The sequence below is a fragment of the Bradyrhizobium sp. SZCCHNS3002 genome (genome assembly GCF_032377435.1).
Taxonomy (GTDB): domain Bacteria; phylum Pseudomonadota; class Alphaproteobacteria; order Rhizobiales; family Xanthobacteraceae; genus Bradyrhizobium.
This window is the reverse complement of the sequence record NZ_JAUHHY010000011.1, coordinates 1-24,681: the sequence shown is the minus strand read 5'-3', so window position 1 is coordinate 24,681 and position 24,681 is coordinate 1. Positions and strand designations below refer to the sequence as shown.

Sequence of the window (24,681 nt, the reverse complement as noted above, 5' to 3'; positions counted from 1 at the left end):
GGACGCAAGGCGAGGGGAGCGCGGGTGGGGCGGTTCCGCGGGGCGGGGGCGTGTGCTGATTTCGTCGCCTTTAGGCGAGAGCATTGGCCTGATGGTTCGAGACGCGCCGCAAAGGCGGCGCTCCTCACCATGAGGGTGGAGATTGCGCCGCGAATTCCGCCCTCGTCCTGAGGAGCCCGCCGGAGGCCGGCGTCTCGAAGGACGGCCGCAGACTCGATGGTCAGCCCGCGAGCCAGACCAGCACGAGGCCGATCGCGGCCGGCACGCTCTGGATGAACAGGATCTTGCGGCTCGCGGTGGCCGCGCCGTAAAGCCCGGCGACCAGCACGCAGAGCAGGAGGAAGATCTTGATCTGGAACGCGAAGGCCGGCGTCGGGTGGGCCAGGCCCCAGAACAGGCCGGCGGCGAGGAAGCCGTTGTAGAGGCCCTGATTGGCGCCGAGCACCTTGGTCTGCTCCGCGCGCTCCGGCGTGTTGTTGAACGCCCTCAAGCCGGCCGGCTTGGTCCAGAGAAACATCTCCAGCACGAGAATGTAGACGTGCAGCAGGCCGATCAGCCCGACGACGATGTCTGCAATCAATGCCATGGTTCGGCTCCCCCAAGCCTGCGTGGGCCGGCGCTGGTGCCGGTCCCCTTCTTCAAATCGGCTCCGAGCGGCTCAGGGCCGCGCGATGGTCCTTCATGCCGCCGGTTGAGCGGCCGCGTCGTCGTTCGCCAGCAGATGCAGCAGCGCGCTCTTGATCGCGGCCTGCCGGGTCGGCGCGTTGATCTGCGCGCCCAGGAGGTCGGTGACGTAGAACACGTCGCGGGCGCGCTCGCCGAAGGTGGCGACATGGGCGGAGGCGATGTTGAGGTTCAGCTTCGAGATCGCCGTCGTCAACTCGTAGAGCAGGCCGGGGCGGTCGAGGCCGGAGACCTCGATCACCGTGTAGAGCTCCGACCACTGATTGTTGATGGTCACTTCCGGCTCGACCGAGAACGCCTTGTGCTGCTTGCCGCGCGTGGTGCGCCGCGCCACCGCGTCGGGCAGCCGCAGCTTGCCTTCCAGCACCTGCTCGATGGTCTCGCCGATCCGGGTCGCGCGCCGGCCCTCGTCCTCGTCGCGCTCATACTCGCGGGAGATCGCGATGGTATCGAGCGCGCGCCCGTCGGTCGTGGTGTAGATCTGGGCGTCGACGATGTTGGCGCCGGCCGAGGCGCAGGCGCCTGCGATGATCGATAGCAGCCAGGGGTGGTCCATCGCGAAAATCGTCAGTTCGGTGACGGCGCGGGCCGGATCGAAGCCGACATTGATCGCGAGCTTGTGTCCCGCATCCTCGCTCGATCGCACGAAGCGGGCATGGCGGATCTTGCGCGGCAGCTCGACCTTGAGCCAGTAGGCCGGATAATGCCGGCCGATATAGGTGTTGAGCTCGTCGTCGGGCCAGTCGGTGAAGGCGTTGCGGAATTCGGCCTGCGCCGCGGTAATGCGCTTGGCGCGGTTGACCTCGGAGAAGCCGCCGGTCAGCACCGGTTCGGTCTCGTAATAGAGCGTGCGCAGCAGTTGCGCCTTCCAGCCGTTCCAGACGCCGGGGCCGACGCCGCGGATGTCGGCGGTGGTCAGGATGGTCAGCAGCTTCATCTGCTCGACGGACTGCACCACCGCGGCGAAATTCTCGATCGTCTTGCGGTCCGACAGGTCGCGCGACTGCGCCACCGTCGACATCGTCAGGTGCTCCTCGATCAGCCAGGCGACCAGCTCGGTGTCGGCATTGTTGAAGCCGAGCCGCGGGCACAGCCGGCGCGCGATCTTGGCGCCGGCGATGGAATGATCCTCGGGGCGGCCCTTGGCGACGTCGTGCAGCAGCACGGTGATGTAGATGACGGCGCGGTGCTCCGGCCGGATCTTGCGCATCAGGTCGGAGGCCAGGGTGAACTCGTCGATGCCGCCGCGCTCGATCTCCTGCAGGAAACCGATGCAGCGGATCAGGTGCTCGTCGACCGTGTAGTGATGATACATGTTGAACTGCATCATCGAGACGATGCGGCCGAAGGCGCGAATGAAGTGGCCGAGCACGCCGGTCTCGTTCATCCGCCGCAGCACGACCTCGGCATCGTTGGAGGTCAGGATCTCCATGAACAGCCGGTTGGCCTCGGGATCGTCGCGCAGCTCGGTGTTGATCAGGTTCAACGAGCGCGTGACCGCACGCATCGCGTCGGGATGGAAGGCGAGGTTGTTCTTCTGCGCCAGCCGGAAGATGCGGATCAGATTGACCGGATCGTGCTTGAAGACGTCGGGCGCGGCGAGGTTGATGCGGTTGTTGTCGACGATGAAGTCGTCGCTCTCCGGCACGCGCCGCCAGGTCGAGCCGGTGGTCAGGCGCGAGATCATCCGGCTCAGCACCGGCGCCGGCTTGGCCTGCTGGTCCTCGAGCTTGGCGCACAGGATCGCGGTGAGATTGCCGACCTCCTTGGCGACCAGGAAGTAGTGCTTCATGAAGCGCTCGACATCCTGCATGCCGGGATGGCTGGTGTAGCCCAGCCGCACCGCGATCTCGCGCTGCAGGTCGAACGACAGCCGTTCTTCCGGACGCCCGCTGACGAAATGCAGGTTGCAGCGCACCGACCACAGGAAGTCCGCGCAGCGCCGGAAGGTGCGGTATTCATGCGCGTCGAACACGCCGCGCTCGACCAGCTCGGCGGTCTCGCGCACGCGGTAGACGTATTTGGCGATCCAGAACAGCGTGTGCAGGTCGCGCAGGCCGCCCTTGCCGTCCTTGACGTTGGGCTCGACCAGGTAGCGCGACTGGCCGCCGCGGCGATGCCGCTCCTCGCGCTCGGCGAGCTTGGCGGCGACGAATTCGGCGGCGGTGCCCTGCACCACCTCGCTGTCGAACCGCGCGACCAGCTCGTCATAGAGCGGCCGGTCGCCCGCGAGATAACGCGTCTCCAGGATGGCGGTGCGGATGGTCATGTCGCCGCGCGCCTGGCGGATCGACTCGTCGACCGACCGGGTCGCGTGGCCGACCTTCAGCCCCATGTCCCACAGCGAATACAGGATGGCTTCGGCCACCTGCTCGCCCCAGGCGGTCTGCTTGTAGGGCAGGATGAACAGCAGATCGATGTCGGATTCCGGCGCCATCAGGCCGCGGCCATAGCCGCCGGTGGCGACCACCGCCATGCGCTCGGCGCCGCTCGGCACCTGCGAGCGATAAAGGTGCTGGGTGGCCGCGGCGTAGAGGATGCGAATGATCTCGTCCTGCACGAAGCAGAGCTGCTCGGCGCAGCGCCGGCCGTGGCGGTCCTTCAGCAGTTGCGCCTGGGCCGCCGCGCGCGCCTTGACCAGCTCGGCCTTGAGGAATTGCACCACGGCCGCGCGGAACATGTCCTCGCGTCCCGAATGCTGCGCGGCCAGCGCGTCGACCGCAGCCGCGATGCCGGCGCTGTCGAAATCGGAAATGCTATCAGGGTGGGAATGGGGGGCGACGCTGTCCATGGCTGCAACCGGATATCGAACAAGGCCTGTGCTGTCACGAAACTTCCAATGCAACAATCGATCCATGCTGTCATCGGTGGTCACGGGATGATGATCGTTCTGAACCGCGCCGTCGAAAGGAAAAGCAATTCTCGCGCGCTTCCGGAATAAACTATTGTAATAAAAGAGAGATTTCCGAGGCTCCAAGGGAGCTGCGACGGGTGATTGTCGGGGCCGCGGATTTGCTGCGGTTGCGGCCGTGGTTCTACTGGGGGGCGACGCTTTACGCGCGGCCGAGCCGGTGAATGAGGTCTGCGGCGCGCGTGCGCTCTGCCGCGACGAGCCGTTCTCGGCGCTCGACGCCCTCACCCGCAAGGACCTGCAGGATCATCTTCTCGATCTCTGGACTCGTGCTGGCCGACCGCGTGCTGGTGATGCGGCCGCATCCCGGCCGGCTGTTCGAGGAGATCACCATCAATCTGTCGCGGCCGCGGGACCGCAACGCGCCCTTGTTCGACCACTTCAAGCGCCACGTGCTAACCGCGCTGGACCGCTCGCTCGACCGGACGATGCCGGACGCGCAGGGCAGGGGTGAGCCCGGCGGCGGCCTGTGGTGGTGACAGCGGCAGCCGGTCCCGGTACATCTCGTCTGAAATAAATCCGGGAGAGAACGACAAATGGATGCTGCCGAGCTGCGCGCCATGCAGGCGCCGATCAAGGAACGCTACAAGGCCGACCCGTCCGCCGCCGTGATCACCTTGAAGGCCAAGGGTGAGGTCGGGCAGGAGGGGCTGACCTGCAAGCTCGAGACCGGGCGCGCGCTTGCCGTGGCTGGTCTGCATCCGGGAACCGGCGGCTCCGGGCTCGAGCTGTGCTCCGGCGACATGCTGCTGGAGGCGCTGGTCGCCTGCGCCGGCGTCACCTTGAAATCGGTCGCGACCGCGGTCGAGGTGCCGCTCAAGAGCGGCCATGTGCTGGCCGAAGGCGATCTCGATTTCCGCGGCACGCTCGGCGTCGACAAGGAGGCCCCGGTCGGCTTCCAGGAGATCCGCCTGCGCTTCGAGGTCGACACCGACGCCCCGCAGGACAAGCTCGACCTGCTGCTCAAGCTCACCGAGCGCTATTGCGTGGTCTATCAGACCATCAAGAACGGCCCGAAGGTGTCGGTCAGTCTGAAGCGGGTGGCGGCGTAGCCCTTCGTTCATTCTGTGTCCCGCCGTTGGTGAGCGCGAGCCGGCGAGGCGCGCTCGGTCTGCGCCTCCCCCGCGCGCGGGGGAGGTCGCATCGCAGATGCGAGGCGGGTGGGGGAATTCTCTCCACACGACGTGCACCACCCGAGCCGCGCCCCCACCCCGGCCCTCCCCCGCAAGCGGGAGAGGGAGCCCACCGCCGCTGCGGCATGAGCTGATGTCCCTCGATCCTTCCTTCCTGCTGCTGCTGGCCCTGCGCATGGCGATCGCCGCGTCATTCGTGGTCTCGGCGTCGATGATCGCCGAGCGCACGGGACCCGTCATTGGCGCGCTGGTCGCGACCCTGCCGATCTCGGCGGGGCCGACCTACGTGTTCCTCGCGCTCGACCACGACGCCGCCTTCATCGCGCAGGGCGCGCTGACCAGCCTGCCGATCAATGCCGCGACGATCTTCCTCAGTCTCGCCTATGCCGTGCTGGCGCAGCGCCACAGCGTGGGGGTGGCGAGCGCCACCGCCGTCGCGGTGTGGCTTGGTCTCGCCGCCCTAATCAAGAGCGTCGAGTGGACACTGTCGATGGGCATCGCTGCCAACGTCGTGACCTTTGCGATCTGCCTGCCGCAGCTCGCGCGCTACCGTCATGCAAAGATGCCGCTGATCACACGGCGCTGGTACGACGTTCCCTTACGCGCCTCGCTGGTCGCGACGCTGGTTGCGACCGTGACCTCGGTGTCGGGCTGGGCCGGCCCGAGCGTCTCCGGCATCCTGGCGCTGTTTCCGATCGTCTTCACCTCGATGATGCTGATCCTGCAGCCGCGCATCGGCGGACCCGCGACCGCGGCCGTGCTGGCCAACGGTGCCTGGGGCCTGATCGGCTTCTCGCTCGCCGTCGTCGTGCTGCATCTCGGCAGCCTGCATTTGGGCGCTACAGTGGGATTGAGCGGCGCGCTCGCAACCTGCGTCGGCTGGAATCTCGGCCTGTGGTGGCTGGGTCGGCGGAAGGCGGCGAGGCGGGTCGCGTAGGGTGGGCAAAGCGCAGCGTGCCCACCACTCTGCGCCACGTGCTCGACATGGTGGGCACGACGCTGCGCGTCTTTGCCCATCCTACGGCTCTCTCCGCCGTCATTGCAAGCGAAGCGAAGCAATCCAGGGCTCAGGTGGGACTCTGGATTGCTTCGGCGCGGGGGCGCCTCGCAATGACGGACAGTCTGGAGCAGCCGCCTCCCAGCCCACCGCCGTCATTCCGGGGCGCGCGAAGCGCGAGCCCGGAATCCATTGGGCCGCGTGCGCTGACGAGAGATGGATTCCGGGTTCGCGCTGATGCGCGCCCCGGAATGACGGAGAAACAAATCAGTTGCGCGGCAGCTTCGCCTTCAGCCGATACAGCGCGTCCATCGCCTCGCGCGGCGTCATCTCGTCGGGATGCAGCGCCTTGACCGCGGCGATCAGCTCTTCCGCTTCCTTCGACATCGCAGGCTCCACGGCCGCGCGCGACGGCACCGCGAACAGCGGCAGGTCGTCGACCAGCGCACGCGCGCTCTGGCCGCGGTCCTGAGCCTCCAGCTTCGCCAGCACCGATTTGGCGCGGCTGATCACCGCCGGGGGGAGACCGGCGAGCTTCGCCACCTGGATGCCGTAGGAGCGGTCGGCGGAGCCGGGCAGCACCTCGTGCAGGAACACCACGTCGCCCTGCCATTCCTTGACCCGCACCGTGGCGTTGAACAGCCGGGGCAGCTTGGCGGCCAGCGCGGTGAGTTCGTGATAATGCGTGGCGAACAGCGTGCGGCAGCGGTTGCTCTCGTGCAGATGCTCGATCGCCGCCCAGGCGATCGACAGGCCGTCGAAGGTCGCGGTGCCGCGTCCGATCTCGTCGAGGATCACCAGCGCGCGCTCGCCGGCCTGGTTGAGGATCGCGGCGGTCTCGACCATCTCGACCATGAAGGTCGAACGTCCGCGCGCGAGATCATCGGCGGCGCCGACGCGCGAGAACAGCCGGTCGACGATGCCGATGCGGGCGCGGCTCGCCGGCACGAAGCTGCCGATCTGCGCCAGCAAGGCGATCAGCGCGTTCTGACGCAGGAAGGTCGATTTACCCGCCATGTTCGGACCGGTGAGCAGCCACAGCTGGCCGCTCTTGTGTCCCGGCGTCGGCGACAGGTCGCAGGAATTGGCGATGAACGGCTGACCCTCGCGCTTCAGGGCCTGCTCGACCACCGGATGGCGGCCACCTTCGATGGCAAAGCCGAGCGAGCCATCGACCTCGGGCCTGACGTAGTTGTCGTCGACCGCGAGCTTGGCGAGGGCGGTGGCGACATCCAGCATCGCAAAGCCATGCGCGGCGGCGCGCAGATCGTCGCCGATCGCGAGCGCGGCCGCACACAGCCGGTCGAAGATCTCGAGCTCGAGATTGAGCGCGCGCTCGCCGGCATTGGCGATCTTGGCCTCGATCTCGCCGAGCTCCGACGTGGTGAAACGCACCTGGCCGGCCAGCGTCTGGCGATGGATGAAGGTCGCGTTCAACGGTGCCGTCATCAGCTTGTCGCCGTGCTGCGCGGTGACCTCGACGAAATAGCCGAGCACGTTGTTGTGCCGGATCTTGAGCGCCTTGACGCCGGTCTGGTCGGCGTAGCGCGCCTGCATCGAGGCGACGACGAGCCGCGAGGCGTCGCGCAGATTGCGCGTCTCGTCCAAGGTCGCATCATAGCCTGATCGAACGAAGCCGCCGTCGCGCTTGATCAGCGGCAGCTGCTCGTCGAGCGCGCGGGCGAATTCGTCGGCCAGCGCGCGCGCCGGCCGCACCAGCGCGGCCATCACCGAGGCGATCTCCTGCGGCGGCTGGTCGAGCGCCGACAGCCGCTCCAGCGCCTGGTCGGCGGCGAGGATGCCATCGCGTAGAGCGGCGAGATCGCGCGGGCCGCCGCGGCCGACCGAGAGCCGCGCCATCGCGCGGGTCATGTCGGGCGCGCCGCGCAGGATCGAGCGGATGTCCTCGCGCGCGGCGCTATCGGCAACGAAAACGTTGACCGCGTCGAGCCTTCGCCCGATCTGCGCGGGCTCGGTCAGCGGCGCAGCGAGGCGTTGCGCGAGGAGGCGCGAGCCGGCCGAGGTCACCGTGCAGTCGATCGCGTCGAGCAGCGAGCCGCGCCGCTCGCCGGCGAGCGTGCGCGTCAGCTCGAGATTGGCGCGGGTCGCGGGATCGATCGCCATGGTGCTGCCGGTCGCCTCGCGCGTGGGCGGCGCCAGCGGCGGGCGCTGGCCCACTTGCGTGCGCTCGACATAGGTGACGCAGGCAGCGGCGGCGGTCGCCTCCAGCCGCGACAGCACCGCGAGCCCGTCCATGGTCGCGACCGCGAAATAGTCGCACAGCCGCCGCTCTGCGGTGGCGCCGTCGAACACGTCGCGGGTCAGCGGCGTCACGGCGGTAAGCTCGCGCAGCACAGGCTCGAACGCCGCGTCCGAATACAGCGCGTCGGAGACGATGACCTCGTTCGGGTTGATACGGGCCAGCGTCGCCGTGAGCTCGACAAAGGCACATTCGGTGACGATGAAGTCCGAAGTCGAGATGTCGATCCAGGCGAGCCCGAGCCGGTCGCCGCCGGACGAGCCACGGCTGCGCGCGATCGCCAGCAGATAGTTGTTGGCGCGCGCGTCGAGCAGATTGTCTTCCGTCAAGGTGCCCGGCGTCACCACGCGCACCACGCCGCGCTTGACCACGCTCTTGTTGCCGCGCGCCCGCGCCGCCGCCGGATCCTCCATCTGCTCGCACACGGCGACGCGGATGCCTTGCGCGATCAAGCGATGCAGATAGTCCTCGGAGCGCTCCACCGGCACGCCGCACATCGGGATATCCTGGCCCAGGTGCTTGCCGCGCTTGGTCAGCACGATGCCGAGCGCTTTCGAGGCGACCTCCGCATCCTCGAAGAACAGCTCGTAGAAGTCGCCCATCCGGTAGAACAGCATCAGCCCCGGATGCGCTGCCTTGATGTCGAGATACTGCTCCATCATCGGCGTGAGCTTGGCCGGCGCCTCGGCGGGCGCGGCGCCGAGTGTCGACTCTTGCGGAACCGGGGCGGAGATGGGCTGCTGGATCGTCATGGCGCGGAAACTAGCCAATTTGCCCGGACGGTCCTACCGCTTTGCAGGCGATGTCCCGGTTTTCCACGATGGCGATTCTTGCCCTGATCGACCGCTTGTGAGGGGCGCCGCTCTCTCCTCTCGTCATTCCGGGCCGTGCGCATGTCGGCGCATAGCACCCCGCGTCCCCGTCATTTGACCTGCCTCCAGGGCACTCCTAAAACCGCCGTCAATTCTGACCAGAAACACGAAAGTTCGGGAGAGAGCGATGCGAGACGTGTTCATTTGTGATGCGGTGCGGACTCCGATCGGCCGCTTCGGCGGCGCGCTGGCCAAGGTGCGCACCGACGATCTCGCGGCCACCCCGCTCAAGGCGCTCAAGGCCAAGCATCCGAATCTCGACTGGGCCGCGGTCGACGAGGTGTTCTTCGGCTGCGCCAACCAGGCCGGCGAGGACAACCGCAACGTCGCGCGCATGGCGCTGCTGCTCGCGGGCCTGCCGGATTCCATTCCCGGCCAGACCTTGAACCGTCTCTGCGCCTCCGGCCTCGACGCGGTCGGCGCGGCGGGACGTGCGATCCGCGCCGGGGAGGTCGATCTGGCGATCGCCGGCGGCGTCGAATCCATGACGCGCGCGCCGTTCGTGCAGGGCAAGGCGACGGAAGCGTTCTCGCGCTCGGCCGAGATCTTCGACACCACGATCGGCTGGCGCTTCATCAATCCCTTGATGAAGCAGCAGTATGGCGTCGACTCCATGCCGGAGACCGGCGAGAACGTCGCCGAGGAATTCCAGGTCTCGCGCGCCGACCAGGACGCGTTCGCGATCCGCTCCCAGCAGCGCGCCGGAAAGGCGATCGCGTCGGGCTATTTCGCCGCCGAGATCACGCCGGTCATGGTGCCCGGCGGCAAGGCCGGCCCTGTGACGGTGGACAAGGATGAGCATCCGCGCCCCGAGACCACGCTCGAAGGCCTCGCCAAGCTGAAGCCGATCGTGCGCAATCCCGGCACGGTCACGGCCGGCAACGCCTCCGGCGTCAATGACGGCGCCGCCGCCATGATTCTCGCCTCGGAAGCGGCGGTGAAGAAGCACGGCCTCACGCCCCGCGCGCGCGTGCTCGGTCTGGCCTCCGCCGGCGTGCCGCCGCGCATCATGGGCATCGGCCCGGTGCCGGCGGTGCGCAAGCTGATGGAGCGGCTCGGCCTGAAGATCAGCGATTTCGACCTGATCGAGCTCAACGAGGCGTTCGCCTCCCAGGGCATCGCCTGCCTGCGCCAGCTCGGCGTCGCCGAGGACGCCGATTTCGTCAACCCGCATGGCGGCGCCATCGCGCTGGGACACCCGCTCGGCATGAGCGGCGCGCGCATCGCGATGACCGCGGTGCACGGCCTTGAGGTGCGCGGCGGCAAGCGTGCGCTGGCCACGATGTGCGTCGGCGTCGGTCAGGGCGTCGCGCTGGCGGTCGAGATGATCAACTGATCCCAAACCCTCATCCTGAGGAGCCCGCCTCTTGGCGGGCGTCTCGAAGGATGAGGCCCGGCACTGGCCTCATGGTTCGAGACGGCGCTTCGCGCCTCCTCACCATGAGGGGAAACAGCGGAGAGCGCCGCCATGACCATCTCCCGCGAACAGGACGTCACGCCGGCCGTATTGGCGGTGATGGAGCGCACCGAGAATCCGCGGCTGCGCGAGATCATGGTGTCGCTGATCAAGCACCTGCACGGCTTCGTCCGCGATGTCAGGCTGACCGAGGCGGAATTTCGCGAAGCCGCCGCCATCATTGCCGAGCTCGGACAGCGCACCAACGACACGCATAACGAAGTCGTGCTGATGGCCGGCTCGCTCGGCGTCTCGCCGCTGGTCTGCCTGCTCAACAATGGCGATGGCGGCAACACAGAGACGGCGCAGTCGCTGCTTGGCCCGTTCTGGCGGCTGAATTCGCCTGTTACCGAGAACGGCGGCTCGATCGTGCGTTCGGCGACGCCGGGTCCGGCGTTGTTCGTGCACGGGCGCGTGGTCGATCCGAGGGGCGCGCCGATTGCCGGCGCCGAGATCGACGTCTGGCACGCCTCGCCGGTCGGCTATTACGAGAACCAGGATCCGGAGCAGGCCGACATGAACCTGCGCGGCAAGCTCGTGACCGACGCCGACGGCCGCTTCTGGTTTCGCTCGGTGATGATGGTCGGCTACCCCATCCCGACCGACGGCGTCGTCGGCCGTCTCCTGAAGGCGCAGGGCCGCCATCCCTATCGCCCGGCGCATCTGCATGCGCTGATCGTCAAGCCCGGCTTCAAGGTCCTGATCTCGCAGGTCTACGACCCCAACGACCCGCACATCGACAGCGACGTGCAGTTCGGCGTCACCAAGGCGCTGCTCGGCAACTTCATTCGCCACGATGGACCGCATCCGACCGAGCCCGACGTCACTGCGCCATGGTATTCGCTCGATCATGTCTATCGCATGGAAGCCGGCGATACCGTGCTGCCGCGCGCGCCGATCAAGTAGCGCTTCGGCACATCCATGCTAGTGTGGGCTAAGCTGCAATCCTGAAGGGACGGCGCCCACATGTCCTCCACCGACTTGCCGTCCGTCGCCGAGCCTGCCGCGTTGACGGCGACGATGCGCGAGGCGGGTGTGCTCCAGTCCGGTGCGGTCTCGGACGTCGCCGTGATCAGCGACCGGCCGATGCTGCTGTCGCGCATCATCCGCCTTGGTTTGTCCTATCGCGGCGCGGCCCCGGATGCGCCGAAGGCGCTGATCCTGAAAATCCCGATGCCGGCCTTCGCCAAGACGCTGTGGCGGGGCGGTCGCCACGAGGTCAACTTCTATCGCGATCTGGCGCGGCTCATGCCGACGGGCCTGGTGCCGGGCTCCTACGGCGGCGCGTGGGACGAAGCCGCGCTCACCTGGCACTTGCTGCTCGAGGATCTCACCGACACGCACCAGACCGCGACGCCATGGCCGCTGCCGCCTTCTCTGCCCCAGGCCGAGGGGATCGTGCGGGCGCTGGCGCGGCTGCATGCGGCGTGGTGGGACGATCCGCGGCTTGGCGTGTCCATCGGCAGCTTCGCGACCGCGGACGAGCGCGACGAGCGCGGCAGGACCTTTGCCGGCCACTATCAGCGCTTCGCCGATCAGTTGGGAGACCGCCTGAGCGCGGACCGGCGCGCGGTCTACGAACGCCTGATGGCGGCGACGCCGCGGCTCTCGGAACGCTATCTGTCGCGGCGAAACCTCAGCATTCTGCATGGCGACGCGCATGTCTGGAATTTCCTGGTGCCGAAGGCCGCCGACAGCGACGACGTGCGCGCGTTTGATTTCGACCAGTGGCGGATCGGCGTGCCCGCGAACGATCTCGCCTACATGATCGCGCTGCAGATCTATCCCGACCGGCGGGCGCGGATGGAGCGACCGTTGCTCGACCGCTATCATCAGACGTTGGTCGCAGGCGGTGTGACCGGTTACGACAGGGCGGCGCTCGATCAGGACTATCGTCTCGCTGTGCTCTGGCACATCGCCCAGCCGGTCCGGCAATGGGCGATCCAGCTCCCGCCGGTGATCTGGTGGAACAATCTCGAGCGGATCTTCCTTGCGTTCGACGATCTCGGCTGCCGCGAATTGCTGGACTGACGACGCTTTCCCCATGACAGGGCCGCACGCAGGCGGCGAGGTCCCTGTCGCTACACGTCACCGCGGTGCACTTGCCGTTGCAGCTACCAGTCTCCTTAACGATCACCAGAGATTGTTCGCCGGCCTTAAACCGCCGGCCGGCATCGGCGCGACATATCGGCATGGGCATGGCGTTTGGCATGGTCACGGAGAGATGCGGCGTCCCCGGCCCGGAGGGCGGCTTGCTAAAGCACATAAATCGTGCTTTGATGTTCTTCATGCTCGGAAGCTTGTACGATCAGGCTGTTCGCTACCGTCTGCTCCTCTCCGCCGAGGCGCGGGACGCGATCGAGGCGACCTTCGCCGACTATGCCCGGATGATGGACATGCTCGACGAGATCGCTGCTGGCAAAGGCGTCGGCGCCAATCTCGTCGCGCTGCACGGCCATGCCTACGACCCGATCCGCAAGGCCACCCGGCTGCCGTCGCGCCTCGTCACGCTCGGCCTGCGCGACCGTGCGGCCTATCGCGCCGCTTCGAACCTGCGGCTGCCGCTCGACGACCGCCTGGTGAATGTCAGGACTGCGGGGACCTTGTCGCTCGGCACTGCGCTCGGCCGCTTCACGATCCCGTTCGAAGTGACCGGCTATTCCGCGGGCTGGCCGCATGCGACGCCGGCGCAGCTCGTGCGTACCGCCCAAGACGACTTCGAAGTCCATTTCGGTGTCACCGCAACGTCGCAAGCTCATATCGCCTCAACACTCAGCCCACGAAAGGACCACGTCATGCTCGCCGAACACGCGCCGGCTCCCGACACGCTCCTGTCACGCGCCGGGCGCCTCATCGCCGGCATCGCCTATGGAGCGATCGAAAAGGCCGAGGACAAGAACCGGGTCGCGCTGGTCAGCCAGGCGATCCGCGAGATCGAGCAGGCCGAGCGCGAATCGCGCGAGAGCCTGTCGCATGCGCGCGCCGAGGAATATCGGCTCAACGCCCGCCGCGCCGAGATCGAGCGCGAGACGACCGTGCTGGCTGAGCAGATCCGCGTCGCCATCGCCGAGCACCGCGACGATCTCGCCCGCGCCGGCATCGCCCGGCAGATGGATCTCGAAGCCCAGTTCGAGGTGCTGTCGAAGGCGATCGACGAGAATGCCGAGCGCGTCGATGCGGTGCTCACGACGCTGCGTGCGATCCTGTCGAGCCTGCAGGACGCGCAGGCGCGTCTCGTCGAGCTCGAGCGCAGCGAGGCGCTCGCCGAGCAGCCGAAGGCCACATCGCGCAAGTCGGGCGATACCGGCCTCGCCAGGGCCGCGCGCGCCTCCCGCGTCATCGCCCGCGCGACCGGCGTGCCGGAAGGCATCGCGCCGTCGCCCGACATCGACGAATTGTCGAAGCTGAAGCGCGACAAGGACATTGCCGAGCGGCTGGCACGGCTGAAATCGCAGAATTGAACGGGCAGGGGGCGCGTCGTCCCATGACCATCGTCGACCATTTCATGCAACCCGAGGTGCGGCCGTTCGCGATCGCCGCCGTGATGATCGTGCTGGTCGGCGGCGTCGAGATCGGCTCGATGCTGATCGGCCTGTCGATCAGCGAGCTGCTCGGCCAGACCGTCGATCTCGGTCACGACGGCGACAGCACCAGCGTCGGTCACGTGCTGTCCTGGATCAATGTCGGCGGTGTGCCGCTGATGATCTGCATCCTGCTCGCGCTCGGCATCTTCTCGATCACGGGTTTTCTCATCCAGGATGCCGCGCGGCTGGTAGCGGTGGCGCTGCCGCCAACGGCCGCGGGCATGCTCGCCGCCGTCGTCACCGTGCCGCTGCTGCGCAGCTCGACGCGCTATGCGGCGCGGCTGGTCCCGCAGGATGAGAGCTATGCGGTCGGCCTGTCCGATCTCGTCGGCCGCACCGGTGAGGTCGCGGTCGGCCCGCTCGACGGCGGGCTGCCCGGCCGCGTCCGCGTCAAGGACGTCCACGGCAATTGGCACATGGTGACGGCCTCGGCCGCGCCGGACTCACCGGCCTTGCCGGTGGGCGCGTCGGTTCTCCTCGTCGACCGCAAGGACGGCCGCTTCATCGCGATCGCCGCAGCCGACGAGCTCACGAGCTCCAAGACACTTTAGCCCCAAGACACTTTCCTCAACCCGAAAGTAAATCCCATGTTTGATCTGGTTCTGCCTGCGTCGATCGGCGTTGTGCTGCTGGTCGTTCTCGGCACTGTCTTTGCCGTTCTCTACCATCGTTCCACCCGCGACGAGGCGTTCGTGCGCACCGGCCTCGGCGGCAAGAAGGTGGTGCTCGACGGCGGCGCCGTGGTGCTGCCGATCTTCCACTCCATCGCGCGCGTGAATCTGAAGACGCTGCGGCTGCGCGTCGAGCGCTCGAAGAAGGATTCGCTGATCACCAAGGACCGCATGCGCGTGGACATCGACGCCGAATTCTACGTGCGCGTGAAACCCGACGTCGATTCGATCGCGCTGGCCGCGCAGACGCTCGGCGCCGTCACCAACAATGCCGAATTGCTGCGCGACCAGGTCGAGGCCAAGTTCGTCGACGGACTGCGCTCGGTCGCGGCGACGATGGAGCTGTTGGACCTGCAGGAGAAGCGCTCGGATTTCGTCAAGCACGTCCAGGCCGCGGTCGAGGCCGACGTGCAGTCCAACGGCCTGGAGCTGGAATCGGTGTCGCTGACCAAGCTCGACCAGACCGACATCTCGTTCTTCAACGCCGAGAACTTCTTCGACGCCGAAGGCCTCACTCTCTTGAAAACGGTCACCGAGACCCGCCGCCGCGACCGCAACGCGATCGTGCGCGACAACGAGGTCGCGATTGCGCAGAAGGACCTCGAGGCGCGCCAGCTCACCCTGACGATCGAGCGCACCAAGAAGGAGGCCGAGCTCAGCCAGGAGCGCGACATCGCCAACAAGACCGCGAGCACCCGCGCCGAGGTTGCGAGCGCCACCCAGACCGCGTGGCAGACCGAGGAGAATGCCCGCATCGAGGCGCAGCAGAAGATCGCCCAGCGCGAAGCCGAGGCATTGAAGGTGCGCGAGACCGCGGCGATCGAAAGCAATCTCGCGATCAACCGCCGCAAGACCGACGCCGACCGCGAGATCCAGATCGCCACCCAGGACAACGACATCCAGATCGCGACCAAGAGCAAGGAAACCTCGGAGGCCCGCGCGGTCGCCAAGGCGGCCGAGGCGCTCGCGGTCTCCGCGGAGGAAAAGGTGACGACGGCGCGCGCCATCGAGATCGCCGATCGCGAGCGTCAGACCGCGGTCATGGCGGCGCGGAAAGAGGCCGAGCAGCGCTCGACCGGCATCACCGTTGCAGCCGAGGCCGAGAAGCGCGCCGCGGTCGATCGCGGCGCGGCGGCGAAGACCCTGGCCGAAGCGGAGGCCGAGGCCAACAAGATCAAGGCCGTCGGCGTGCGCCAGATCGGCGAGGCGGAAGCCGCGGTGATCCTGATGAAGAACGAGGCGCAGAACAAGCTCGGCAGCAACGTGATCGATTTCGAGCTCGCCAAGCAGCGCATCGCGACCATGCCCGCCGCGCTCGGCGAGATGGTCAAGCCGATCGCCAACCTGAAGGACGTCCGCATCCTGCACACCGGTGGCGCCTTCGGCGGCAACGGCAATGTCGGCGCTGGCGGCAATGTCGGCTTCGGCGAAGGCCTCGCCGGCGAGCTGCTGCGCGTGCACGCGCTGAAGCCCTTGATCGACGAGATCCTGGTGCAGTCCGGATTCAAGCCCGGCGACGATCCGGTGCAGGCGCTGGCGGGTGTGATCGTGCCGGCCACGGAGACGAATACCGCTGCCGGGCCGAAGATCGAGCCACTGCAGAAGCCGTAAGCAAGACACATGAAAAGGGAAGCCCCGGGGCTGGGGGCGGCGCTGGAGGAGCCACCGCCCCCGCCCGGCACATCACGAGTGGGGCGCTCATGAGGTGCAGTCTCTGCGCGCAACTCATACGCAGAGAACCGAGTGGGGTGAACAGAAGATAGCCGGAAACGCGCCGGATTGAAGTTACAAATCCATCACGTCGTGGTCACCTTTTTGCTATCCCGGTCCCGCTGCGTCTCAACAGCACGCGAATTTTCCGTCACGGGGAAGCGTCACTCCATCACGGCGTGGTCGGCCGGGGCAGACTGGGCGCGCAGCGCGCTGCGCGTCGAGCCGATCATGACCGCGAGCGGGATCGACACCAGGATGAACGTCATGACCAGCTGGTAGTCGTGCGAGAAGGCCAGGATCTGCGCCTGCACCATGACCATCGCGTCGGCCATTGCGCGCCCGGCATCGGTGGACAGGTTCAACAGGCCGGCGACATTGGGCATCTGCAGGGCGTGATTGAACGGATTGATGTGCTCGACCAGGATCGCGTGGTTGCGCCGCGTTCCCTCGGTGAGCTGCGCGATCGCGATGGAGATGCCGATCGAGCTTGCGACATTTCGCACCAGGGTCAGCATCGAGGTTCCATCCGTGCGCAACTCGCCCGGCAGCGTCAGGAACGCCACGGTCGACAGCGGCACAAAGACGAGGCCGAAGCCGAACCCCTGCATGATGCTGATGGTGATGATCTCGGGCACGCCGGTCTGGTCGGTCCACGCCGTCATCTGGAACAATGACAGCGCCGTCAGCGCCAGCCCGACCACGATCAAGGTCCGCGCCTCGATGTAGCGCAGCAGGCGGCCGACCAGCATCATCGCGACGAAGGTGCCGCAGCCGCGGGTCGCGAGCAGGACGCCGGCGGTGATGATGGGATAGCCGATGACGTTCTGCAGATAGGGCGAGGACAGCGCCATGGTCGAGAACAGCACCAAGCCCATCACCGTCATGAACACGCAGCCGCCGACGAAGTTGCGGTCCTTGAACAGCGCGAACTGGATGAACGGCCGCTTCGTCGTCAGCGAATGCGCCAGGAAATAATAGAAGCCGACGCCGGCGACGATGAACTCGATGATGATCTCGTTGCTCTCCAGCCAGCCCTGATCCTCGCCGCGGTCGAGCGCGATCTGCAGCGAGCCGATGCCGATGGCGAGCGCGGCGAAGCCGAACCAGTCGAAGGTCAGCTCCGCGTTCGGCTTGGTTTCCTCCATGAACGCCATCAGGCCGAGCACGGTCACGGCGCCGAACGGCAGGTTGACGAAGAACACCCAGTGCCAGGAATAGGTCTCGGTCAGCCAGGCGCCGAGCGACGGCCCCATGATCGGGCCGAGCATCACGCCCATGCCCCAGATGGCCATCGCCTTGGCGCGCTCATGCAGCGCGTAGGAGTCGAGCATCACCGCCTGCGACAGCGGCACCAGCGAGGCACCGAACACGCCCTGCAGCAGGCGGAACAGCACCATCTGCGTGATGTCCTGAGCCAGCCCGCACATCACGGACGCGATGGTGAAGCCGGCCGAGCAGACGATGAAGGTGCGCTTGCGGCCGAAGCGGTTGGCGATCCATCCCACCGGCGCGGTCATGATCGCGGCGGCGACGATGTAGGACGTCAGCACCCAGTTGATCTGGTCCTGCGACGCCGACAAGGTGCCCTGCATGTACGGCAGCGCGACGTTGGCGATGGTGGTGTCGAGCGCCTGCATGATCGTCGCCGTCATTGCGCAGATCGTCACCATGTTCCGGCGCAGGCCCGGAACCGCCGATGAGGCTGCTGGCGCGGTCATGACGCTACTCGTCCTTGTCCGCCGCGTGCGCCGATCCGAACAGCCCGGCCAGCGAACGCTCGTGCCCGGTGTCGATCGAGACGTTGACGCTCATGCCGGCCTTCAGCTTCGCGACGAACTTGTCGGACTTGTCGAAATGGATTCTGACGGGCACGCGCTGCACGACCTTGACGAAATTGCCGGTCGCATTCTGCGGCGGCAGGATTGCGAACTGCGCGCCGGTGCCCGGCGACAGCGAGCCGACCGTGCCCTTGAAGCGGTGGTTCGGGAAGGCGTCGACGTCGAGCTCGACCGGCTGTCCGACCGCGACATAGGTGAAGTCGCTCTCCTTCGGATTGGCGTCGACCCAGGGATTGGCGATGTCGATCACCGAGAAGACCGGCGTGCCCGCGGTGACGAAGCGGCCGAGCTGGATCTGGTCGACCTGGGTGGCGATGCCCGGCATCGGCGCGCGCAAGGTGGTGTGGTCGAGGTCGCGCTGGGTATCGTCGAGCTTGGCCTTGGCCTGGACGTACGGCGGAAACTGCTCCAGCGGCAGCTCGGGATTGCCGAGCAGTTGCGTCCTGGCATTCGACAGCTGCTGCTTGATGAACTGCGCCTGCGCGCTCGCCGTCACCAGTGCGTTCGCGGCGTTGTCGAGGTCGAGCTGCGAGCCGAAATTGTTCTTGGCGAGCGTCTGCTTGCGCTCGACGTCCTTCTGCTTGAGCTCGATGCCCTGCTGGGCGAGGTCGAGCATCTGACCGTAGATCTTGATGTTGGCGGTGAGATTCTCATAGCTCGTCCGCGCCTGCTCCAGCGCCGCCTTGGCCTGGTCGACCGCCAGGCGATAGGGCATGGGGTCGATCTCGAACAGCTCGTCGCCCTTCTGCACCTGCTGGCCTTCCTTGACGACGACCTTGACGATCTTGCCGGAGATATCGGGCGTGATGAGCACCTTCTGGGCGCCGACATAGGCGTCGTCGGTCGTCACGTAGCGGCCGCCATTGAGATACAGCACGAGGCCGCCGATGGCGGCGACGAGCGGCAGCACGACCAGCAGCAAGATGCGGCGGTAGCGGCGCAGGAATCCGGGGCGCGCCGGCTTCGCGGCCGCGGCCGCGGGCGCCGCCGCATCCGGGCTGGCCTTCTGTTCGGGGGCGAGTTTCAGGGCGGGCTCAGCCATAGCGCTGTTCCTTTCGCTGCTCGTCGCACAGCGACTGCAGGGCGTTTCTCACGTTTTCCTTGATGGCTTCGAGATGGGTCATCAGCCGCTCGGCATCACCGGCGCTGATGCCCTGAAGGGCGGTGTCGGTCAGCTCGGCCTTGAGCACGCCGAGCTTGGCGAGCAGCGGGCGGGCGGCCTTCTTCAGATAGAGCCTGTTGACGCGGCGGTCGGTGTCGTCGCCGCGGCGCTCGATCAGCCCGGCTTCGGCGAGCTTGTCGATCAGCCGGGTCAGCGTGATCGGCTGCATCTCCAGTTGCTCGGCCAGCTCCGACTGCTTCATCCCCTCATTGCGCTCGACCTTGGCCAGCACGGCCCATTGCGCGCGGGTCATGCCGAAGCGCGCGGCCTCCTTGTCGGCATAGGCGCGCATCAGGCGCTGCAGCTCGCCGAGCGTAAACAGGAAGTTGGCGTCCGCGGAGGTGCGGCTCATGGCGGTCTCGATTCGGGATCGGAGGGAACTAAGCTTTGGCTGTAATGAGCCACGGATATAATAAGCAAGCTTATGAATATTTCATGGCCCCGCCGAGCGCACCCGCTCCGCTCAGGATGCATGGCTCGGCCGCGGCCTTTGGCGAGAGCGGCCCGAGATGCTAGATTGTCGCCAATGACCCTCGCAAAACCCACCTTCCCGGCGCCGGACCACGATCATGGCCGCTGCGCGGCCGATGCCTTGGACCATGCCGAGCGCATCTGCGCCCAGCGTGGCCAGAAGTTCACGCCGCAGCGCCGCCAGGTGCTGGAGGCGCTGCTGTCGAGCCACCGGCCGCTCGGCGCCTACGAGATCATCGAGGAACTCGCCAAGGTGGCCGCGCGGCCGGCGCCGATCACGGTCTACCGCGCACTCGAGTTCCTGATGGCCAACGGTCTGGTGCACCGCATCGAAAGCCGTAACGCCTTCCTCGCCTGCGCTCACGACCACGAACAGACCGCGCTGGTGGCATTCCTGATCTGCGAGAGCTGCGGCGCCGTGGGCGAGGTTCCGGCCGCGCCGATCGCGGAAAGCCTCAAGAGCGCCGCCGCTGCTTCGGGCTTCACACCGAAACTGTCGGTCGTCGAGATCACCGGGCTGTGCGCCCATTGCCAGAAGGCGGCGTGAGGTCGGTCACTGGAGCTCAAGTCGCACAGCTGTACACATGTGACCGACCGTCGTATGCGATGACCTTGCCGCGAGGGTGGTGCGTCCCCTTTTCCCCGCCAGCGGGGCGAGGTGACCAGTGCCGTTGCAGCAGCCACGTCAGCCTCGTCTCGGGTGGTTGGCGGCTACGCTGACCGCAGGTTCAATTGCGGTCCAACAAGGAAACGCTTTCGGGAGTCCACGTCCTCGTGTCCGCAACGTCCACCTCGTCAGCCGCGAGCCGGCCCCTTGGCCCCGGCGCCATCGCCGTCATTCTCGTCCTCTGCATCTCCTGGGCCTTCAACCAGATCGCGGTCAAGCTGGCGCTACCGGAGATTCCGCCGATGCTGCAGGCGACCTTGCGCTCGGCCGGGGCGCTGCCCGTCCTCCTGCTCATCGCCCGGGTGCGCGGCGTGAGGATGTTCGAGCGCGACGGCACGCTCGTCCCCGGCCTGATCGCCGGCACGATGTTCGGCGTCGAGTTCGTGCTGATCTATGGCGGATTGCTGCTGACGTCCGCCTCTCGCGCGGTCGTGTTCCTGTACACCGCGCCGTTCTTCGTCGCGCTTGGCTCCTACCGCTTCCTGGGCGAGCGGCTCGGCGCCATGCAATGGTCGGGCTTGGCGCTCAGTTTCGCGGGCGTGGCGCTGGCGATCGGCGTTCCCCAGGCCAATGTCGATCGAACCGTGCTGCTCGGCGACCTCATGGTGGTCGGGGGCGGGTTGCTGTGGGGCGCGACCACGGTCGTCGCAAAAGGCACCCGGCTCCGCTTCGCCCCCCCGGAGAAGGCCCTGTCCTACCAGGTTGCCATGTCGATTCCGATCCTGGGGGCGGCAGCCCTGCTGGCCGGGGAACGGCTCCATCAGGTTCCCAGCCCGTTCGTGATCGGCCTGATGGCCTACCAGTCGATCTGGGTGGTCGGGACCACCTTTACCCTGTGGTTCGCGCTGGTGAAGGCCTATTCGGCCAGCAAATTGTCGGCATTTACCTTCATCACCCCTTTATTCGGGGTCGTGGCGAGCTATTTCATCCTGCATGACGCCCTGACGCTGGCCTTCGGCCTCGCCGCCGTGCTTGTGATCATTGGGCTTTTTCTCGTAAACCGCCCGAACCGCGTGGTCCTGGCCGCGACTGATCCATTGCTGAATGTCACCAAAACCTGATATCCGAGCGCCCATGAACAAGCCCGAGACACTGACCCAGACCGATGTCGCCGGACCCGCTCCCCGGCATCAGACCACCAAAGTCATGGTCGGCAACGTCGCCGTCGGCGGCGGGGCGCCGATCGTGGTCCAGTCCATGACCAACACCGACACCGCCGATGTCGAGCAGACGGTGGCCCAGGTCGCAGCGCTGGCGCGCGCCGGGTCGGAGATGGTCCGCATCACCGTGGATCGCGACGAGGCCGCCGCCGCGGTCCCGCACATCCGCGAGCAGCTCGACAAGCGCGGCATCACCACGCCCCTGATCGGCGACTTCCACTACATCGGCCACAAGCTGCTGACCGACTATCCCGCCTGCGCCGAGGCGCTGGCGAAATACCGCATCAATCCCGGCAATGTCGGCTTCAAGGACAAGCGCGACACCCAGTTCTCGACCATCATCGAGCTCGCCAACAAATACGGCAAGCCGGTGCGCATCGGCGCCAATTGGGGTTCGCTCGATCAGGAGCTGCTCAGCAAGCTGATGGACGAGAACGCGGCCTCCGCAAACCCGCGCGATGCGCGCGCGGTGATGCGCGAGGCGATGGTGCAGTCGGCGCTGCACTCGGCGGAGCGCGCGCAGGAGCTCGGCATGCCGAAGGACCGCATCATCCTCTCGGCCAAGGTCTCGGCCGTGCAGGACCTGATCGCGGTGTATCAGGACCTCGCTGCGCGCTCCGACTACGCCATCCATCTCGGACTCACCGAGGCCGGCATGGGCTCGAAGGGCATCGTCGCCTCCTCGGCCGCGCTCGGCATCCTGCTGCAGCAGGGCATCGGCGACACCATCCGCATCTCGCTGACCCCGGAGCCCGGCGGCGACCGCACGCTCGAGGTCCAGGTCGCGCAGGAGCTGCTGCAGACCATGGGCTTCCGCACCTTCGTGCCGCTGGTCGCGGCCTGCCCGGGCTGCGGCCGCACCACATCGACCACGTTCCAGGAGCTGGCGCGCTCGATCCAGGACTTCATCCGCGAGGAGATGCCGGCCTGGAAGACGCAATATCCGGGCGTGGAAGCGCTCAACGTCGCCGTCATGGGTTGCATCGTCAACGGCCCCGGCGAATCCAAGCACGCCAATATCGGCATCTCGCTGCCCGGCACCGGCGAGGCCCCGGCCGCGCCCGTCTTCGTCGACGGCAAGAAGTTTCGCACCCTGCGCGGTCCGACCATCGCCGCCGACTTCAAGGCGCTGGTGATCGACTACATCGACCAGCGCTACGGCAGCGGAGCCAAGGCTGCGGAAAGCGTGACCGCGGCGGAGTAGGGGCGCCCGGATCTGAATCGGCGGCGCCTCCTGCGTCTCTGGGATGATTGCGCTGTGCTTCATATCGCTGCCCGAGCATCTGCTTATTAGTTTCTCCGTCATGCCCGGGCTTGTCCCGGGCATCCACGTCTTTCCCAGGATGCCGAACGACGTGGATGGCCGGGACAAGCCCGGCCATGACGATGGGGAAGCAAGCGTGCGCATCATTCAGGTCGCGGCATACGCGTTCGCCGTGGCGCAGGGCGCCGAAAGCATGAGGAAGAGCCGGCAAAGCGACCTCCTCTTCAAAGTGCAACCTTGAGAGCGGCCAGCCCTGCAACCGTCAGCTGCTTGTGCCGCGCGCCTCAGTCTGGAATTTTCATCCGTGGATCAGCCGCTACGCGCCGCTGCCGTGACCGGCACGATCCGCCGGCCACGCCCCACTGCTGCCCGCATGATCAGCACCTTGAGGCCTGCTGAAAAAGGGACGCCTCGATGACTCTCGATATCCGTGAAATGGAGCTCGCCGAGACCTCGCTGGTCATCGACTACTTCTATGCGTCGAGCATCGAGCAGCTCGACCTGATGGGCATCGATCCGACCCGGATGCCGACCAGGGCGGTCTGGAGCAGCCTGTTCAAGACGCTCTACGCGACGCCGCTCGCCGAGCGCGCGGCGCTGCTGGTGATCTGGCGGCTCGACGGCCGGCCGATCGGCTTCTCCAGCTGCGACCGCATCGTCTACGGCAATCGCGCCCACATGCATCTGCACGTCACCGAGCCGGAGCTGCGCGGCCGCGGCCTCGGCGCCGCATGCGTCAGCCGCAGCGTCGACCTGTATTTCGAGAAGCTGCAGCTCAAGCAGTTGTTCTGCGAGCCGCACGCCTACAACACCGCCCCCAACCGCGCGCTGCAGAAGGCGGGTTTCCGCTACTTGAAGACCTACAAGACCGTGCCTGGCCCGATGAACTACCACCAGGCGGTGACGCGCTGGATGATCGAGCGGTGAGAGAGGCTGCCACGTTGAGCGCGGTGAGAACCGGCGATGGGCGGCGGATCGGACCACGTGAGACAAGAGCAAGTTTGTTGGCGAGATCTTACCGCGCCAACAGTGTCGTCCCAGCCTTGAGCCGAGACCTATACCACCGACCTCAGTTGTCGAGCAGGCTGCCGCTGCTTTCTTCGCTATCACCCTGCCCTGTGATTATGGGTCCCGGCTCAAGGCCGGGACGACAGCGGAGGATGTGGTCGGCTATCGGTCATACCGGCCGTTCCTCGCGCGGCAAGCCGCCAGCACTTACGAATCTAAAATTTTGCCCGTCGCGTTACCATGTCGCAGCTGTCAGGCCTTGTGCCGTCGGGCAAATCAGATCGATGTTTCCGCCCGTCCCGCCTCGCTCACGAGGGGCGCTTCGCGGTCGTCACGAACGTGGAGGCGGGATGCGGTGGACGCGACGTGGCGCAGTGAGCTCGGTGCTTGCGGACGAACGTCATGGCGCGGACGGTCAAGTCGCATGGTCCTGACATCCCGATGCTGATGCCAAGCTGGCGGTGATGATCCGCTGGTGACGGGGGCAAGAAAGCCCGGTCCCCGGGGAGAGTGCGAAGCAGCCGTTAAAACCATTGCGCAGGGAGGGCCGGGTCTTGTCCGGCTGAACCTGTGGTTCCTGCCGCCTGCATTTTTTTCGCAGGCGGGCCACGGGCCTCAGTCGGGGCCCGGCCTTCCCTGCGCCCTCTGATTGGAGAGGGCGGCATGAGGATCAACACTCGGACGCGAGAGCGGGCGCGAGGATGAGATGCTGTGTCTACAAGCTCAGTCGCCGTATTTGTACCCCCGCTCCGTCCACGTCATTGCGAGCGCAGTGTTTAGCCCGGAGACATAGCTTACACCTGTTCGGGGACATGGTTGACACTTTTGGG

The 24,681-nt window shown here is 66.8% G+C and carries 19 protein-coding genes and 1 pseudogene; 14 read left to right on the top strand and 6 right to left on the bottom strand.

The genetic code is table 11. The features are described 5' to 3' along the window. Nucleotides 1-220 precede the first annotated feature (220 nt). Nucleotides 221-586 carry a DUF1304 domain-containing protein gene (locus QW845_RS23040; RefSeq protein WP_315803822.1) on the bottom strand — a complete coding sequence of 122 codons (366 nt, stop codon included), beginning with the start codon at nucleotides 584-586 and terminating at the stop codon, nucleotides 221-223. A 93-nt stretch (nucleotides 587-679) separates the two neighbouring features. Next, nucleotides 680-3,475 (bottom strand): [protein-PII] uridylyltransferase, encoded by a 2,796-nt coding sequence (locus tag QW845_RS23035; protein WP_315803821.1) that lies wholly within the window; start codon nucleotides 3,473-3,475, stop codon nucleotides 680-682. 244 nt (nucleotides 3,476-3,719) lie between these two features. Between QW845_RS23035 and QW845_RS23030 the strand changes: the two are divergent. The 3 genes and pseudogenes from QW845_RS23030 to QW845_RS23020 all read left to right on the top strand — a co-directional run. After that, a pseudogene (locus QW845_RS23030) lies at nucleotides 3,720-4,074 on the top strand (ABC transporter ATP-binding protein); the annotation flags it as partial. A 57-nt stretch (nucleotides 4,075-4,131) separates the two neighbouring features. Continuing rightward, nucleotides 4,132-4,647, top strand: a complete 516-nt coding sequence (locus QW845_RS23025; protein WP_315803820.1) for an OsmC family protein — start codon at nucleotides 4,132-4,134, stop codon at nucleotides 4,645-4,647. 214 nt (nucleotides 4,648-4,861) lie between these two features. Next, complete coding sequence (locus QW845_RS23020; RefSeq protein ID WP_315803819.1) at nucleotides 4,862-5,665, top strand: hypothetical protein; 804 nt, start codon at nucleotides 4,862-4,864, stop codon at nucleotides 5,663-5,665. Nucleotides 5,666-5,992: 327 nt separating this feature from the next. Here QW845_RS23020 and mutS read toward each other — a convergent pair whose 3' ends face one another. Further along, a complete protein-coding gene (mutS, locus tag QW845_RS23015; protein WP_315803818.1) occupies nucleotides 5,993-8,737 on the bottom strand; it encodes a DNA mismatch repair protein MutS in 2,745 nt (914 codons plus the stop codon). 247 nt (nucleotides 8,738-8,984) lie between these two features. Here mutS and pcaF point away from each other — a divergent pair, with 247 nt between their 5' ends. From pcaF to QW845_RS22985, 6 genes are all read left to right on the top strand, one after another. After that, on the top strand, nucleotides 8,985-10,193 hold the full coding sequence (pcaF, locus tag QW845_RS23010) for a 3-oxoadipyl-CoA thiolase (RefSeq protein WP_315803817.1): 1,209 nt from the start codon (nucleotides 8,985-8,987) through the stop codon (nucleotides 10,191-10,193). Between the two features lie 132 nt (nucleotides 10,194-10,325). Further along, complete coding sequence (locus QW845_RS23005; protein WP_315803816.1) at nucleotides 10,326-11,219, top strand: dioxygenase; 894 nt, start codon at nucleotides 10,326-10,328, stop codon at nucleotides 11,217-11,219. A gap of 60 nt (nucleotides 11,220-11,279) precedes the next feature. Beyond that, nucleotides 11,280-12,344: a phosphotransferase gene (locus tag QW845_RS23000; protein WP_315803815.1), complete on the top strand. Its 1,065-nt coding sequence runs from the start codon at nucleotides 11,280-11,282 to the stop codon at nucleotides 12,342-12,344. A gap of 248 nt (nucleotides 12,345-12,592) precedes the next feature. After that, nucleotides 12,593-13,774: a PspA/IM30 family protein gene (locus tag QW845_RS22995; protein WP_315803971.1), complete on the top strand. Its 1,182-nt coding sequence runs from the start codon at nucleotides 12,593-12,595 to the stop codon at nucleotides 13,772-13,774. Between the two features lie 23 nt (nucleotides 13,775-13,797). Beyond that, nucleotides 13,798-14,448: an OB-fold-containig protein gene (locus QW845_RS22990; RefSeq protein ID WP_315803814.1), complete on the top strand. Its 651-nt coding sequence runs from the start codon at nucleotides 13,798-13,800 to the stop codon at nucleotides 14,446-14,448. A gap of 36 nt (nucleotides 14,449-14,484) precedes the next feature. After that, the gene (locus QW845_RS22985) at nucleotides 14,485-16,179 is read left to right on the top strand and encodes a flotillin family protein (protein WP_315803813.1); all 1,695 of its coding nucleotides are present in this window, start codon (nucleotides 14,485-14,487) and stop codon (nucleotides 16,177-16,179) included. A gap of 263 nt (nucleotides 16,180-16,442) precedes the next feature. On the opposite strand, the gene QW845_RS22980 is transcribed toward QW845_RS22985, so the two are convergent. The 3 genes from QW845_RS22980 to QW845_RS22970 are packed head-to-tail and all read right to left on the bottom strand — an operon-like array spanning nucleotide 16,443 to nucleotide 19,633. Continuing rightward, nucleotides 16,443-17,999 carry a DHA2 family efflux MFS transporter permease subunit gene (locus tag QW845_RS22980; RefSeq protein ID WP_315803812.1) on the bottom strand — a complete coding sequence of 519 codons (1,557 nt, stop codon included), beginning with the start codon at nucleotides 17,997-17,999 and terminating at the stop codon, nucleotides 16,443-16,445. Between the two features lie 4 nt (nucleotides 18,000-18,003). Further along, on the bottom strand, nucleotides 18,004-19,161 hold the full coding sequence (locus QW845_RS22975) for an HlyD family secretion protein (RefSeq protein WP_315803811.1): 1,158 nt from the start codon (nucleotides 19,159-19,161) through the stop codon (nucleotides 18,004-18,006). Continuing rightward, nucleotides 19,154-19,633, bottom strand: a complete 480-nt coding sequence (locus QW845_RS22970) for a MarR family transcriptional regulator (protein WP_315803810.1) — start codon at nucleotides 19,631-19,633, stop codon at nucleotides 19,154-19,156. The genes QW845_RS22975 and QW845_RS22970 overlap by 8 nt, the downstream gene beginning before the upstream one ends. Before the next feature lie 174 nt (nucleotides 19,634-19,807). On the opposite strand from QW845_RS22970, the gene QW845_RS22965 reads away from it, so the two are divergent. The 5 genes from QW845_RS22965 (at nucleotide 19,808) to QW845_RS22945 (ending at nucleotide 23,770) form a co-directional block, all read left to right on the top strand. Beyond that, a complete protein-coding gene (locus QW845_RS22965; RefSeq protein ID WP_315803809.1) occupies nucleotides 19,808-20,299 on the top strand; it encodes a Fur family transcriptional regulator in 492 nt (163 codons plus the stop codon). 227 nt (nucleotides 20,300-20,526) lie between these two features. Then, entirely contained in the window at nucleotides 20,527-21,480 is a 954-nt protein-coding gene (locus tag QW845_RS22960) for a DMT family transporter (RefSeq protein ID WP_315803970.1), read from the top strand. Between the two features lie 13 nt (nucleotides 21,481-21,493). Continuing rightward, on the top strand, nucleotides 21,494-22,783 hold the full coding sequence (gene ispG, locus QW845_RS22955) for a flavodoxin-dependent (E)-4-hydroxy-3-methylbut-2-enyl-diphosphate synthase (protein ID WP_315803808.1): 1,290 nt from the start codon (nucleotides 21,494-21,496) through the stop codon (nucleotides 22,781-22,783). A gap of 43 nt (nucleotides 22,784-22,826) precedes the next feature. Further along, entirely contained in the window at nucleotides 22,827-23,084 is a 258-nt protein-coding gene (locus QW845_RS22950) for a hypothetical protein (protein ID WP_315803807.1), read from the top strand. Nucleotides 23,085-23,257: 173 nt separating this feature from the next. Next, on the top strand, nucleotides 23,258-23,770 hold the full coding sequence (locus QW845_RS22945; protein WP_315803806.1) for a GNAT family protein: 513 nt from the start codon (nucleotides 23,258-23,260) through the stop codon (nucleotides 23,768-23,770). The last annotated feature ends 911 nt before the right edge of the window (nucleotides 23,771-24,681 follow it).